This is a genomic window from Luteibacter sp. UNCMF366Tsu5.1, assembly GCF_900119235.1.
In the GTDB taxonomy this organism is placed as follows: Bacteria; Pseudomonadota; Gammaproteobacteria; order Xanthomonadales; family Rhodanobacteraceae; genus Luteibacter; species Luteibacter flocculans.
This window is the reverse complement of the sequence record NZ_FPIS01000002.1, coordinates 296,983-310,741: the sequence shown is the minus strand read 5'-3', so window position 1 is coordinate 310,741 and position 13,759 is coordinate 296,983. Positions and strand designations below refer to the sequence as shown.

Sequence of the window (13,759 nt, the reverse complement as noted above, 5' to 3'; positions counted from 1 at the left end):
CGCGGCGAGAGTCTTGCACGCCGGTGATGGTTTTTGACCGTTACGGCACAGGCGCTACAAGAAATCCACGGAGGGCCCACTCATCCTTTGGTATGGACGGCCCCGACCGTATGTAGAATTCAGTCGCTTTCGCATCGCGCATAGGCTGCTCGCATGGGCAGTCCCGCCCATGAGCCGCCGCCATGGAGCACACGCAGATGCGATACGAAACCAGCGCTTTCGCCGCAACGGGAGGCACGCGTGCCCCCGACGTCATGCATGGCATGGCGACCTTCACCCTCGCCGCCGCTGAAACCGAGTCGAGTGTCACCCGCCTGCTGGAACAGGCCCTGACGGCCGCCGAGACCGACCTCGCCACGACCCGTGCCTGCGTGGCCCGCGTGGCCGCCCTGCTGGAACGCGAAAGCGCCCCCGCCGTCGCGCCCCGCCGTCGCACGGGTGCGGGGCTCGCCCCCTGGCAGGCTCGCCGTGTCGCCGCGCACGTCGAGGAGAACCTCGGGTTCCCGATCACCATCGACCAGTTGGCGGCCATCGCCGGCCTGTCGAGCAGCTACTTCTGCCGTGCCTTCAAGGACAGCTTCGGCGATCCGCCGCACGCGTACATCATGCGGCGGCGGGTCGAGCGCGCGCAGTCGCTGATGCTGCAGACCCGTGAACCGCTGAGCCAGATCGCGCTGGCCTGTGGACTGTCCGACCAGGCCCACCTGTGCAACCTGTTCCGCCGCCTGGTGGGGCAGAGCCCCAGCCACTGGCGGCGTGCCCGCTGGCAGGAGGCCTAACCGAACAGTTTGGTGGCGACCTCGGCAATGTGCCGGCCCTGGAAGCGCGCGCCCGCCAGCTCGTTCTCGCTGGGCTGCCTGGATCCATCGCCGCCGGTGATGGTCGTGGCGCCGTAGGGGCTGCCGCCGGTGACTTCGTCGAGCTTCATCTGGCCCTGGAAGCTGTAAGGCAAGCCCACCGGAATCATCCCCAGATGCAGCAGGTTGGTGATGATGGAGAACAACGTGGTTTCCTGACCGCCGTGCTGGGTGGCCGTGGAAGAAAAGGCACCGCCGACCTTGCCGTTCAAGGCACCTTTCGCCCACAGCGACCCGGTCTGGTCAAGGAAATGAGCCATCTGGGAGGCCATACGGCCGTAGCGCGTACCGACGCCGACGATGATGGCGTCGTAGTTGGGCAGGTCGTCGACCTTGGCGATGGGAGCGGACTGGTCCAGCTTGAAGTGCGAACTGCGCGCCACGTCGTCCGGCACCAGTTCCGCCACGCGCTTGATGTCGACCTTGGCGCCCGCCTCGCGGGCCCCTTCGGCCACGGCCTGGGCCATGGTCTCGATGTGTCCGTAGGACGAGTAGTAGAGAACCAGAACATTAGCCATGGGGAGGAACTCCAGGGAAAGGTTGGTAGGGAAAAATAGTCGCGACACCGTCTAGGTCATGTGTGTGGGCAGACCACCGCCGCCATAACGAGGTTATCCGCCATGCGATATGCCCGAATTGTCGATTTCCGCGCAAACCATGAAAGCACTGTGCGCAAGTCGCATGCATGGCAGGTGCTGCGAGAAGCCGCCCGCATCGAGCCTGACGAGGGTGCGCGTATCGCCTGGTACCGCGACGACCCCATCGTCGCCCTGCATATGCTTACGGCCGAGACACTGGTGGCGGCGGGCCGCTACGAGGACGTACTGGCCTTCCTGCGCGGCGTGACCTGCGACCTGGGCACGGAGACGACGCGCGGATTCGGTTCCTACTGAAGTACAGTGCCGCTATCGCGAATGCCCGGAAGCACCCGTGTCGATCGAAGAAGCGGTCACCCCCGAGCGCGACGGCGAACGACTGACCGCCGAGCGCGCTTACGAACTCTACTGGGCCGACCTGCTCGGCCGTGACGCCCGCTTCGCCTGCGTGGGCACCGGCTGCCACGCGCCGCTGATCTGCGCCTGCCTCGACAAGCCGGAACAGAACCTGCGGATCCGGCCGTATTTCCGTTCGTACCGACTGGAAGACCACGCGCCAACCTGCGAGGTCGTGCATGCCCGCGGCGAGAAGGCCACGCAAAAGCAGGCAGACGTCTTCGAGGCAGAGCGCCCGCCCGGTCATTTCCGTCATCGGGAACCTGCGTCGACCACGCCACCGGCGAACGTCGGGGCGCGACGCCCTGCGTCCGCCTCACCGTCCGCGCCGAGACCGCGCGCCAGCCACTATTATCGGCTGTCGTCGCTGGTCCAGAAGTTTCTGGAGCACCGCCGCGACAAGGATCTCGCCGAGGCCACCGTCGAGATCGGCGGCGAAACCACCACTTACGAAGCCCTGTTCCGCAACGTCTACCGGCAGAAGGTGGCCGACCTGCTCGGCACCCGCGCCGTCTGGTGGGGCACCGCGAACCTGCGCGCTACCAAGGACGGCGGTTACTACCTGCGTTTCTCGCGACCGTTCCGTCATGGCGAGGCCGAACTGCGCCCCACGATCACCCTCGCGGCCAAGGACATCGAGGCCTACCCCGTGCGCAAGCTCCTACGTGCACGGCTGGACAAGCTGATCGCGGAAACGGACGGCTATTGCGTCGCCTTCGTCTGGGCGAAGCCCTGGATGCCGAAGGACGCCGAGAACCCGTTCGTGCGTTTCTACGTCAACAACCTCGACCATATCGATCTGCGCGGTCCGGAGATCCTGGAAGAGCTGAAGAACACCTCGCGGGTCGGCGCATGACGTGGCCCGCGATGACTCTTGACCTCCACCACACACCCGCCGCCACAGCATGACGCGCATGTCCCGACCCAAGAAACGATTCCGCCTGCCCTTCGTCCGCCATCCACGCGATGCGTCGCACGACTACGACGACGCCAGCTACGACGGCGGCGGCGCATCCGGGGGCGCGTACCTGCGCCACATCGTCATCGCGGCCCTGGTGCTTGCGCTGCTGGCTGCCCTGCTCCGCTGGGCATTCTGATCGTCACGACGCCCGATAGATCCGGGCCTCGTTCGGGCGCAACTCACCACGAACCTCATCGCCGTGGGTCGAAAGCAAGACGACCCCCGTCGGTTCCGACAGAGGCAACGCTGCCGGTGCGTCGGTGAGATTGAGCACCACGACCCTGCCATCACTCGCGCTGCGGCGCTCATAGGCCAGTACCGCATCGCTCGCCGCCAACACCGTGACGTCGCCACCATGCAGTGCCGGCGTGTCGCGACGCAGGTGCAGCAGCGCCTTGTACAGCGAGAGCATCGAGCGAGGATCGTCTGCCTGCGTGGCGACGTTGCAGGTATCCACGTCGTCACCGATCCGCAGCCACGGCGTACTGCGCGTGAAACCTGCACCGGGGCGAGGAAACCAGCGCATCGGCGTGCGTTGCGGATCGCGACCAAGACCCTTGTGCGGCTCGTTGAGCTCGAACGGATCGCGTACTTCGTCGAAGGGAATCGGCACGTCGTGCATGCCGATCTCGTCGCCGTAGTACATCGTCGGCGTACCGCGCAGGGTAAGAAGCAACATGGCGGCCACGCGAGCCTGTGCCGCGCCGACGCGCGACGCGATACGCGGCTTGTCGTGGTTGCCGAGCACCCAGTTCGGCCATCCACCCGGCGGCAGCGCCGCCTCGTAGCGTTTGATCAGATCGCCGATGGAGCGCGCGTCCCACGGCGTACCGATGAGCAGAAAATTGAATGGCAGATGTGCTCCGCTGAGGTTTTCGCCGTAGTAAACGACGAGGCGATCCAGCGGCAGGTACAACTCGCCGATCAGCACGCGGCCCGGAAATTCGTCCACCACGTCGCGCATCGCGGCGACCACCCCCTGCGTCTCGGGCAGGTCGGCCGTATGCACGGGAAGAAAACGATGCGCGTCGGCATCGACGCCCTGACGGAAATCCGGGTTGGGCGGGTTGTCGCGAAAGGCGGCGTCCTTCATGACGTGATAGATCACGTCCACGCGGAACCCGTCCACGCCGCGGCGCAGCCAGAAGCGCATCGACTCGTACATGGCCTCGCGCAGCGGCGGATGGCGCCAGTTGAGATCAGGCTGCTTGTCGAGAAACAGATGCAGGTAGTACTGACCCGTCGCGGCGTCGAAGGTCCAAGCGCTGCCGCCGAAGTTGGACAGCCAGTTGTTCGGCGGACCGCCGTCGGGCGCGGGGTCACGCCAGATGTACCAATCGCGATAGGCGCTGTCGCGCGATCGCCGGCTCTCGCGAAACCACGGATGTTCGTCGGAGCTGTGGTTGGGCACGAAGTCGAGGATCACCTTCAGTCCCAGCGCATGGGCGTCGGCGATCAAGGCATCCAGCGTGCCGATGTCGCCGAATAGCGGATCGATGCCGCGGTAGTCGCTCACGTCGTAGCCGAAGTCCGCCATCGGCGAGGGATAGATGGGCGATATCCAGAGTGCATCGACCCCGAGTTCGGCGAGATACGACAACTTGCCGCGAATCCCCTCCAGATCGCCGATACCGTCGCCATTCGCATCGGCGAACGACCGCGGATACACCTGGTACACGACGCCGTCGCGCCACCACGAACCGTCCACACGCTCTCCTCGTCTCGAGCCTTCCAGCCAGTCTTGCCCCGGCAGCGTGTACGAAACGCCTTCACATACGCTGACCTAGGCTCGGGTTCCTTCCTGCGCCGGACCGCCGTCATGATCAACGACCTCTGGTACAAGAATGCCATCGTCTATTGCCTTTCCGTCGGCAGTTTCCAGGACGCCAACGGCGATGGCGTGGGCGATTTCCAGGGACTGGTCCGCCGTCTGGATTACCTCCAGGGCCTCGGCGTCACCGCGGTATGGCTGATGCCCTTCCAGACCTCCCCAGGCCGGGACGGCGGCTACGACATTGCCGACTACTACAACGTCGATCCCCGCTACGGCACCCTCGGCGACTTCGTCGAGTTCACCCACGCCGCCTCCCAGCGTGGCATGCGGGTGATGATCGATCTGGTGGTGAACCATACCTCGGATCGCCATCCCTGGTTCCGTGACGCCTGTCGCGATCCGTCGTCCAAGTACCGCGACTGGTACGTCTGGTCCAAGACGCGCCCCGCCAACGCCAGCAAGGGCGTGGTCTTTCCGGGAGTGCAGAAAAGCACGTGGACGTACGAAAAGACCGCCAAGGCGTGGTACTTCCACCGCTTCTACGACTTCCAGCCCGATCTCGACACCGCCAACCCGCACGTGCAGGCGGAAATCCTGAAGATCATGGGTTTCTGGACGCAATTGGGCGTCTCGGGCTTCCGCATGGATGCCGTGCCCTTCGTCATCGCGACCAAGGGTGCTGACGTGACCAAGCCGAAAGAGCAGTTCGACATGCTTCGCTCGTTTCGCGAACTGCTGCAATGGCGCAAGGGCGACGCGATCATCCTTGCCGAAGCCAACGTGCTGCCGCGCGACGACATGAAGTATTTCGGTTCCGACGGCGACCGCCTGCAGATGATGTTCAACTTCCAGGTGAACCAGCATCTGTTCTACGCCCTGGCCAGCGCAGATGTGCGCTCGCTCACCAAAGCGCTGCAGAAGACGCGACCCCGCCCCGCCACGGCGCAATGGGCCCTGTTCCTGCGCAACCACGACGAACTGGACCTCGGTCGCCTGACCTCCGCCCAGCGCGAGCGCGTATTCGCGGCGTTCGGGCCGGACAAGGACATGCAGCTCTACGACCGAGGCATCCGTCGTCGTCTCGCGCCGATGCTGCGCAACGACCGGCGGCGCCTAGAACTGGCGTACAGCCTCATGCTTACCCTCCCCGGGACACCGGTGCTGCGCTACGGTGACGAGATCGGCATGGGCGACGATCTCTCGTTGCCCGAACGCGAATGCGCGCGCACGCCCATGCAATGGTCTACGGAACCGTACGGCGGCTTCACCCGTTCGCGCCGCGGCGGCGCGGCGGTGATCTCGGACGGCCCCTTCGGCTATCCGCACGTCAACGTTGCGGAGCAACGCCGCGATCCGTCCTCCCTGCTCAACTGGATGGAACGCGTGATCCGCATGCGCAAGGAAATCCCCGAGGTCGCCTGGGGCGATTTCGAGGTACTGCCGCTGGATGACAACGCCGTACTGATGATGCGCTACACCTGGCGCGGCAACACCACGCTGTTCCTGCACAACCTGTCCGACGCGCCGACGGAAGCGGACTTTTCCCTGCGACAGCGCCTGACCAATGTCCTCTCGGACGAGCACAGCGAGCCCGACGCGCGCGGGCGCCATCGCATCCTGCTGGAACCTTATGGCTACCGCTGGTTCCGCGAGGGCGGGCTGGGTTACATCCTCGACCGTCAGGAAATTGACACGAGTGAGGGGAAATCCCCCGAAAGGGGGTAGTGACCGATCCTTGCACGCGCAATGCTTGTGTCGCTCTCCGATACCTCGAAAGGATCGGTCTCATGTACCGCGCCGAACACGCCTGCAGCCCGTGCCGCCAGGACCTGCCCACCGTCTTCGTCGATCTCGCCCAGCGTTCGGCGGCGGTCGACCGTGGCGGTCGGCACGGTGGCGCGAGCCTGCTCGACGATCTGCGCGGCCGGGCGCAACTGACCGAGATCCTCGTCGATGGGGATGCGGGCGATCTGCTGCTGGTCTACCGCGCCGCCTGTCCGGCAGACGCCGTCGGCGCGGGCGCAATCCTGTTCCGCCGGCCGGTCGAGGGCGATATCGACACGCCGCATCCACCCGCTGTGCGGACCCTGGCCCAGGTGCTGTTCGACAGCCTGCGCGCCGAGGCGCCCAACACCCCGCTCCTGGCACATGTGGCCCTGGCCTTGCGGGCCATCCTCGGCGCGCCGTCCGCGCGCGACGATGCCGGTACGCCGCGCGGCGGCCTGGCGACCTGGCAGGAACGGCGCGCCATTGCCTTCATGGACGAGCGCCTGGACCAGTCGTTCCCCGTCTCTGCCGTCGCCGACGTCTGCGGATTGTCGGTCAATCACTTCTCGCGCGCGTTCCGCCGCAGCACGGGCAAGCCGCCGCACCGCTGGCTGCTGGACCGACGCATCGAGCGCTCGCGTCAACTTCTCCGCGACACCCAACTTTCGCTGGCCGACATCGCCCTTGCCTGCGGTTTCGCCGAACAGAGCCACTTCACCCGCGTGTTCACCCGCACGGTCGGCATGCCGCCCGGCGCATGGCGGCGCGCCACGGACTGACATGACCAAGGACGACGGCACGCCCTCCGCTCTCTGCCTGGGCAGGGATCTCATGTTGGCCGGTTCGCGCCTGCGCGATGCCGTGGGCCGGCGCGCCCAGCGCGAGTTCGGGCTTACCGCGCTGCAGAGCGACATGCTGCTCCTGCTCGCCGTCCACGGCAGCATGATCTCCACCGAGCTCGCGGCCGCCTGTGGCGTCAACGCGAGCACGGTCACCCACGCAGTGGATGCCGGCATCGAGCGTGGCCTGATGCAGCGCGATCGAAATGAGGCAGACCGACGCCTGGTCGACATCGTGCTGACGCCCGCCGGCAAGCGCATGGCCGAGCGGGTCCGCGCGCTGGTGGCCGACCTGGCACGCACGGCGCTGGAAGGTGTGGATCAGCCCGCCGTGCTGGCCGAAAGCCTCGCGCAGGTGACAAGGAACCTGGAAAAGGACTGAGCGACTAAGCGGTGCGCCGTCCGAAGATCAGGTGCAGGCCGAACAAGGTAAAGATCGCGCCGGCCCCGCCGTCGATCCAGCGGCTCGCCCGCACGTAGCCGCGGCGCATTGCCGGCAAGGCGAAGATGGCCGCCACCAGCGCAAACCAGGCGAAGGTCTCGGCGGTAACCATCGCCCATAGCCCCCAGCGCGTGGCCGCGGACATACCCTCGCCCACGAACGCAGAGAAGATCGAGGCGAAATAGACCGCCGCCTTCGGATTCGCCAGATTGGTTGCCAGTCCGCGAACCAGCGCACGCCAAGGGTTCGACTGGCGTACGTCTACGACGGGTGCCGCCGCGTCCGGCTTGGCCTTCCACGCGGCCCGCAGCATCTGAAAGCCCATCCAGCACAGATACGCGCCACCGGCGATGGCGATGCCTCGCTGCAGCCACGCCAGCCGGTGCAGGAGGATCTGCAGCCCGAGCAGCGCCAGCGCGGCCCAGGCGGCCACCCCCAGCGCGATGCCCAGCACGCCCGCCAGCGCCTCCCGACGCGAACGGCTGGCAGCAAGCTGCGACACGAAGAAGAAGTCCGGACCCGGGGTGATGAGCGCCACGATCTGGACCAGTGCGACGGTGAGCATGAGGTTCATCGCGCCAGGGTAATCCTGCCGTGGCGGCGGCGGAAGCATCGTTTGCGCATGCGCTCGGCGCCGTCGGCGATCGCCCCGTGTCGCGGCGCGCCTTGCCCCACGCGCCAGCGTCCCGTAACCTCGCGTTTTTTAAAGCGGTCACGGGGCTTACCCCCGGCCTTCGAAGGGGTAAGTCACGATGCTGGGTCTGCTGGGCCACGTCCTTTTTGGCCTGTTCGGTTTGGTGGTGCTCGTCGCCATCGCTTTCTGTTTCTCCAACAACAAGCGCGTGGTCGACTGGAAACTCGTCGCCACCGGCGTCGGCCTGCAGATCGTGTTCGCGGCGGTCGTGCTGAAGGTGCCCTTGGGTCGCGACGTCTTCGACGCCATCGCCACCGGCTTCGTGCGCCTGCTCGACTACGTGGACGTGGGTTCGCGCTTCATCTTCGGCAGCCTGCTCGACAGCGAGAAGTTCGGCGTAATCTTCGCCGTGAAGGTGCTGCCGACCATCGTGTTCTTCGCCTCGCTCACCGGCGTGCTCTATCACCTCGGCGTGATGCAGCAGATCGTCAAGGGCATGGCCTGGGTCATCACCAAGGTCATGCGCGTCTCGGGTGCGGAAACCACCAGCGTCTGCGCCAGCGTGTTCATCGGCCAGACCGAGGCGCCACTCACGATCAAGCCGTACATCGAGCGGATGACCCAGGCCGAGTTGATGACCGTGATGATCGGCGGCATGGCGCACATTGCCGGTTCGGTGATGGCGGCCTACGTGTCGATGCTCGGTGGCGACGATCCGGCGCAGCGCATGTTCTACGCCAAGCACCTGCTCACCGCGAGCGTGATGGCCGCGCCGGCCACCATGGTGCTGGCGAAGATCCTCGTGCCCGAAACGCAGGAACCGCTGACCCGCGGCACCGTGAAGATCGAGGTGGAGAAGACCACCGCCAATGTGATCGACGCTGCTGCCACCGGCGCAGGCGACGGTCTCAAGCTCGCGATGAACGTCGGCGCGATGCTGCTCGCCTTCATCGCCCTGATCGCACTCATCAACGGTCCGGTGCAGTGGGTCGGCACCCTCGGTGGCGAGCACAGCATCAATGCGTGGCTGACCGCGAGCACCGGACATCCGGTGGCGCTCAGCCTGGAAACGATCTTCGGCTGGGTGCTGGCTCCCGTCGCGTGGCTCATTGGTGTGCCCTGGCAGGATGCGACGCTGGTCGGCAGCTTCATCGGTCAGAAAGTGGTGATCAACGAGTTCGTGGCGTATGCGGACCTCGCACGCCACCTCAACGACCTGCTGCCGGAAAGTCGGCTGATCGCCACGTACGCCCTCTGCGGTTTCGCCAACTTCTCCTCGATCGCCATCCAGATCGGCGGCATCGGCGGCCTCGCACCGAACCGTCGCGGCGATCTCGCTCGCCTCGGCCTGCGCGCCGTGCTCGGCGGGTCCATCGCCACCTTCATGACGGCGACGATTGCCGGCGTGCTCGAGCGATTCTGAGCGCATGCCGGTCCGCCTGCTGGTCGTCGGCGGCTACAGCGAGGAAGAGCGTTGGCGTACGCCGCGCCTCCCTCGCCCGGGCGAACCTGCCTATGCGGACGACTTCGAACGTCGCCCTGGCGGCAAGGCGTTTCATCAGGTGGTCGCCGCGGCCCGTGCCGGCGTAGCCACAGGTCTCGTGGCCGCCATCGGCGACGACACCATCGATCCCTCGGGTCTTCCCGCCAATGTGATCGCGCGCTGGCAGGTCGTTGCCGGCGTGCGCACCGGTCGCACGGCCTTGATCGTCGATCCGCGCGGCGCATTGCTCTCGGTGCTGTCCTCCGGCGCCAACGAGCATCTGGATGCCGACTTCGTCGCCGCGCAGGACGACCTGATGGACGAGGCGCGCATCCTGCTCATTTCCACCGAGGCCAACATCGACGCGGTGGCGGCCACACTGGAACGCGCAGGCGAGAAACGTCTGCTGCGCATCCTCGATCCAGGCCCGCTGCCTGCCGGCCTGTCCGTCCGCGAATTCGCCAGCACCGACGTGCTGCTGCTGGACGTGCATGAATTCGCCCGCGTGTGCGGTCGCTTCCTCTCCATCGACATCACCGCGCAGGCGGTGACCGGCATGGACGACACGACGATCAACGCCCTCGCCCGCCGGCTGTGTGCGGGAACCGTGGTGGTGTCGTTGGATCGCAGTTGCCTCGTCTCGCACGGCGCGGACCGGCATGGCGACGCCGCGGACCTTTACCGCGTGCCGACCTGCGGCTCGGGTGACGTCTTCAAGGGCACGCTCGCCGCACGCCTGCTGGACGCGCGTTGCTTCCGCGACGCGCTGCTGGCCGCCTGCGACGCGGCAGGCTAGCGACTCTGACAAGTGAGCCGCTTGTAGGAGCCGCCATGGCGGCGAGGGAAGCTTGCCTCGATGTGTGGTGATACGCGGCGCAATGTGCGTTTTGGCTTCACCGCTTCGTTGGCTTCTCGCCGCTGTAGCGGCTCCCACAGAGAATCCCTCGAACTTGCTGGTGGGAGCCAGCCTGCTGGCGATGGGGGCCTGGCTCACGGCTACACCGCTTCGTCGGCTCTTCGCCACCAGGGTGGCTCCCACCCTCCCCTGTGAGACAGAACTCCATCGACGTGCGGCCGCCCATGGAGGGCGGCCGCACGGTATCGCTGCAGCTAACTAACGATCAGCCGTTCTTCTTCAGCCAGGCGTCCACGGCCGGCAGACGCTCTTTGCGCACCATCGCGCGATAGCGGATGTTCGCGATGCTGGTTTCGGCATCGCGACGCGAGGTCGGTGCGATGTACTTGTCGGCAAACGCCTTGATCTTGTCGATCGTGGCGAGATCCAGCGAGCCGCCCGCGAGCATCGGGTAGTAACGCGAGGCCGACGTGGAATCGACGAACTTATCCACGGCGGCCTTGTGCGCCACCGCGAAGTCGAAGGCCAGCTCGGGATGCTTGCGTGCTGCCGCCGAGATCATCCCCGCGCTGTTGGTCGCACCGGGTTCGTCGGTGAGGGCCAGTTCGAGCGCACGCTTCGTCAAGGCCTCGTCCTCCGGCGTTGCCAGCAACGCGTACAGGCGATCCTTCACCAGCGGCGTCTTCTCCGCCTTGGCGGCTTCGTGCAGCTTGTCCCACGTGGCGGCATCCGCATGCGCGGCGACCACGGCAAGAATCGACTTGCGCAGTTCCGGTGGCATGCTGTCCGTTTCGTAGCGACGGCGCGCTTCCGCGATGACCTTCGCGTCGCCCAGGTGCGAGAGCGTACCGATGAGCTGCGCGCGCAGGATCGCCACCGGCGCGTCCTCGCCAGGCTTCGCATCCCAACCGACCTGCTCGAACTTCGGCGCGAGCCGCGAGATCGCGTACTTGCGCAGCGCGGCCTGGCGCTTCGCGTCGCCTTCGTAGTAGTCGTCGAGTGTGGAGAAGTCGCTGGCGATGCCATCCCACAGCAGCGGCGTGGCATCCAGCGGTGTGGCCTTGATGAGATCGAGCACGTCGGAGGCAGGCTGCAGTCCGCCCATGCCGAGCGCCCACACGTCGGCGGTGACGCCGAGCTGGTCGATCGGATCGAGCTTGGCGAACACGCCCTGCAATGCCTTGATCTGGGCCGGCGCGTACAGCGTGCGGTAGTAACCGGTCTGACCGGCGTTCACCAGCACCGGTGCGCAACCCGCGACGGTGAGCGTGCCCGAACCATCCTGCAGCAACGTGGACGCGGGCGCGCCGCCGAGCGTCTTCGCGATGACCGGCACATGCCAGGCCAGGGGCTTCTTGTCCGGGCGATCGCGGGTGAACTCGCCTTGCGAGAGCTTCAATGTGGTCGAACCGTTCGCGCAGGAGACCGATTCCACGCGGACGAGCGGAATGCCCGGCTGAAGCGTGAAGTCATGCGCGATGGTGCTTACCGGCTTGCCGGCAGCCGCATCGATTTCCTTCCACAGATCGTCCGACACCGTGTTCGAATACGCGTGCGCCTTGATGTACGCCTGCACGCCCTTCTGCCAGGTATCGGCACCGACATAGGCTTCCAGCATGCGGATCACCGACTCGCCCTTGGCGTAGGTGATGGAGTCGAACGCCTGGCTGGCCTGCTCCACCGTCTCCACGTGCTGCACCACCGGGTGCGTGGTGGCGACGGCATCGCGCGACATCGCGCCTTCACGGATGAAGACCGCTTCGAGGTTGGTATGCCATTCCGGATGCAGGCGCTCGGTCGTGCGCGAGGCCAGCCACGAGGCGAAGCCTTCGTTGAGCCAGAGGTCGTCCCACCAGCGCATGGTCACCAGATCGCCGAACCACTGGTGCGCCATTTCATGCGCGGCGGTATTGAAGACTTCCTGCTTGTCCGACTGCGTCGAAATGGTCGGATCGAGGAGCAGCGCGTATTCGAAGGTGTAGATCGCGCCCCAGTTCTCCATGGCGGAGAAGAACTGGCTCTGCCCCGGCGAGGCGATGTTGTCGAGCTTGGGCAGCGGATACGGCACGCCGAAGTACGCGTTGTATTCCTGCAGCACTGCCTTGCCGGTTTCCAGCGTGAACTGCGCCTGCGAGGTCAGACCCTTCTGCGTGATGACACCGATCTCCACACCGTCGCTCTTCGTGGTCGCGCGATCGAAGTCGCCGAGTCCGAAGAACAGCAGATAGGTGGACATCTTCGGCGACGGCTGGAAGGTGACTTCGGCCAGGCCGTTACCCAGGTCCTTGCGCTTCGCCACCGGCATGTTGCTTACCGCCATCTGCTTGGCCGGCACCGTGGCCTTCAGGGTGAAGGTGGCCTTGTAGGCCGGCTCGTCCCACGAAGGAATGAAGCGGCGCGCATCGGAGTTCTCGAACTGCGTGTAAAGCGCGCGCTTCTTGCCGTCGGACTTCGTGTCGTAGTCGATGGCGAACAGGCCGTTGGCCTGCGTGCCGATCTTGCCGGTGTAGCTCATCGTGAGGACGTAGCTGCCGGCGGGAATCGCATGGTCGAAGGTGAAGGTCGCCGTCTGCGCGTTCTCGTCTACCGCTACCTTGGGCGCGGCGAACACGGCCTTGCCCTTCGCTGGCGCCAGCGCGACCTTGGCGAAGTCCATGTTCATCGCGTTGAGCGTGATCGACGGGGTAGGTTCGAGCACATCGATGGCGATGCTTACGGTGCCGTCGAACGCCAGCTTGTCCGCGTGCGGCGCGATGGACACGTCGTAATGCGTGGGACGCACGGTGCGCGGCAACTGGGTGGTAGCGAGTTGGTTCGCATCCGTCACCGGCGCGGCGACGGTAGCAAGCGAAAGTCCGGCAAGCGCGAAGGCGATCGCGCTGACGAGAGGAGTACGCATGTTGAAAGCCCTTGGGTTCGCACCCCGACGGACATCCGTCGGCGGTCGCTCCGCCGATGGTCCTCCCCGGTCAGGGGCCACGGAAGCGCCGGAAGTCACGGCCGCAGGTTCCTGCGATCGCCAAGCCCCCGATCGCCAGCAGGCTGGCTCCCACCACCATGGGAACCCCTGTGCCGGCGATGGAAGCGAGTGGGGACCTGGCTTGGTGGGAGCCAGCCTGCTGGCGATGGGGATAGCAGCAACAGCAGGCGGGTT

Annotated in this window: 13 protein-coding genes; 9 read left to right on the top strand and 4 right to left on the bottom strand. The window is 66.0% G+C overall.

The annotated features are described in order from the left end of the window. Positions 1–197 precede the first annotated feature (197 nt). On the top strand, positions 198–779 hold the full coding sequence (locus BT115_RS10585; RefSeq protein WP_143144533.1) for a helix-turn-helix transcriptional regulator: 582 nt from the start codon (positions 198–200) through the stop codon (positions 777–779). On the opposite strand, the gene wrbA is transcribed toward BT115_RS10585, so the two are convergent. Beyond that, positions 776–1,375, bottom strand: a complete 600-nt coding sequence (wrbA, locus tag BT115_RS10580; protein ID WP_072322579.1) for an NAD(P)H:quinone oxidoreductase — start codon at positions 1,373–1,375, stop codon at positions 776–778. The genes BT115_RS10585 and wrbA overlap by 4 nt on opposite strands. Positions 1,376–1,477: 102 nt before the next feature. Between wrbA and BT115_RS10575 the strand changes: the two genes are divergently transcribed. The 3 genes from BT115_RS10575 to BT115_RS10565 are packed head-to-tail and all read left to right on the top strand — an operon-like array spanning position 1,478 to position 2,946. Continuing rightward, positions 1,478–1,750, top strand: a complete 273-nt coding sequence (locus BT115_RS10575) for a hypothetical protein (RefSeq protein WP_072322578.1) — start codon at positions 1,478–1,480, stop codon at positions 1,748–1,750. A 37-nt stretch (positions 1,751–1,787) separates the two neighbouring features. Further along, entirely contained in the window at positions 1,788–2,705 is a 918-nt protein-coding gene (locus tag BT115_RS10570; protein ID WP_072322577.1) for a hypothetical protein, read from the top strand. 58 nt (positions 2,706–2,763) lie between these two features. Then, the gene (locus BT115_RS10565; protein ID WP_143144532.1) at positions 2,764–2,946 is read left to right on the top strand and encodes a hypothetical protein; all 183 of its coding nucleotides are present in this window, start codon (positions 2,764–2,766) and stop codon (positions 2,944–2,946) included. Between the two features lie 3 nt (positions 2,947–2,949). Here the strand turns inward: BT115_RS10565 and BT115_RS10560 are convergent, their stop codons facing one another. Continuing rightward, the gene (locus BT115_RS10560; protein ID WP_072322575.1) at positions 2,950–4,518 is read right to left on the bottom strand and encodes an alpha-amylase family glycosyl hydrolase; all 1,569 of its coding nucleotides are present in this window, start codon (positions 4,516–4,518) and stop codon (positions 2,950–2,952) included. Between the two features lie 111 nt (positions 4,519–4,629). Between BT115_RS10560 and BT115_RS10555 the strand changes: the two genes are divergently transcribed. From BT115_RS10555 to BT115_RS10545, 3 genes are all read left to right on the top strand, one after another. After that, positions 4,630–6,309 carry an alpha-amylase family protein gene (locus BT115_RS10555; protein WP_072322574.1) on the top strand — a complete coding sequence of 560 codons (1,680 nt, stop codon included), beginning with the start codon at positions 4,630–4,632 and terminating at the stop codon, positions 6,307–6,309. Between the two features lie 62 nt (positions 6,310–6,371). Then, complete coding sequence (locus tag BT115_RS18770) at positions 6,372–7,130, top strand: helix-turn-helix transcriptional regulator (RefSeq protein WP_072322573.1); 759 nt, start codon at positions 6,372–6,374, stop codon at positions 7,128–7,130. Between the two features lies 1 nt (position 7,131). Next, positions 7,132–7,572 (top strand): MarR family winged helix-turn-helix transcriptional regulator, encoded by a 441-nt coding sequence (locus BT115_RS10545; protein WP_072322572.1) that lies wholly within the window; start codon positions 7,132–7,134, stop codon positions 7,570–7,572. Between the two features lie 4 nt (positions 7,573–7,576). Here BT115_RS10545 and BT115_RS10540 read toward each other — a convergent pair whose 3' ends face one another. Beyond that, a complete protein-coding gene (locus BT115_RS10540) occupies positions 7,577–8,206 on the bottom strand; it encodes a homoserine/threonine efflux transporter (RefSeq protein WP_072322571.1) in 630 nt (209 codons plus the stop codon). Positions 8,207–8,384: 178 nt separating this feature from the next. Between BT115_RS10540 and BT115_RS10535 the strand changes: the two genes are divergently transcribed. Both BT115_RS10535 and BT115_RS10530 read left to right on the top strand, forming a co-directional pair. Next, positions 8,385–9,689: a NupC/NupG family nucleoside CNT transporter gene (locus BT115_RS10535; protein WP_072322570.1), complete on the top strand. Its 1,305-nt coding sequence runs from the start codon at positions 8,385–8,387 to the stop codon at positions 9,687–9,689. 4 nt (positions 9,690–9,693) lie between these two features. Beyond that, positions 9,694–10,545 carry a PfkB family carbohydrate kinase gene (locus BT115_RS10530; protein WP_072322569.1) on the top strand — a complete coding sequence of 284 codons (852 nt, stop codon included), beginning with the start codon at positions 9,694–9,696 and terminating at the stop codon, positions 10,543–10,545. Between the two features lie 325 nt (positions 10,546–10,870). Here the strand turns inward: BT115_RS10530 and BT115_RS10525 are convergent, their stop codons facing one another. After that, complete coding sequence (locus BT115_RS10525) at positions 10,871–13,504, bottom strand: M1 family metallopeptidase (protein ID WP_072322568.1); 2,634 nt, start codon at positions 13,502–13,504, stop codon at positions 10,871–10,873. Positions 13,505–13,759: the final 255 nt, after the last annotated feature.

What these genes read in the sequence shown, in the direction of transcription:
- BT115_RS10530 (WP_072322569.1), top strand. Translation starts at nt 9,694, where the DNA reads ATGCCGGTCCGCCTGCTGGTCGTCGGCGGCTACAGCGAGGAAGAGCGT.
- BT115_RS10555 (WP_072322574.1), top strand. Translation starts at nt 4,630, where the DNA reads ATGATCAACGACCTCTGGTACAAGAATGCCATCGTCTATTGCCTTTCC.
- BT115_RS10540 (WP_072322571.1), bottom strand. Translation starts at nt 8,206, where the DNA reads ATGAACCTCATGCTCACCGTCGCACTGGTCCAGATCGTGGCGCTCATC.
- BT115_RS10525 (WP_072322568.1), bottom strand. Translation starts at nt 13,504, where the DNA reads ATGCGTACTCCTCTCGTCAGCGCGATCGCCTTCGCGCTTGCCGGACTT.
- BT115_RS10565 (WP_143144532.1), top strand. Translation starts at nt 2,764, where the DNA reads ATGTCCCGACCCAAGAAACGATTCCGCCTGCCCTTCGTCCGCCATCCA.
- BT115_RS10585 (WP_143144533.1), top strand. Translation starts at nt 198, where the DNA reads ATGCGATACGAAACCAGCGCTTTCGCCGCAACGGGAGGCACGCGTGCC.
- BT115_RS10545 (WP_072322572.1), top strand. Translation starts at nt 7,132, where the DNA reads ATGACCAAGGACGACGGCACGCCCTCCGCTCTCTGCCTGGGCAGGGAT.
- BT115_RS10535 (WP_072322570.1), top strand. Translation starts at nt 8,385, where the DNA reads ATGCTGGGTCTGCTGGGCCACGTCCTTTTTGGCCTGTTCGGTTTGGTG.
- wrbA (WP_072322579.1), bottom strand. Translation starts at nt 1,375, where the DNA reads ATGGCTAATGTTCTGGTTCTCTACTACTCGTCCTACGGACACATCGAG.
- BT115_RS18770 (WP_072322573.1), top strand. Translation starts at nt 6,372, where the DNA reads ATGTACCGCGCCGAACACGCCTGCAGCCCGTGCCGCCAGGACCTGCCC.
- BT115_RS10575 (WP_072322578.1), top strand. Translation starts at nt 1,478, where the DNA reads ATGCGATATGCCCGAATTGTCGATTTCCGCGCAAACCATGAAAGCACT.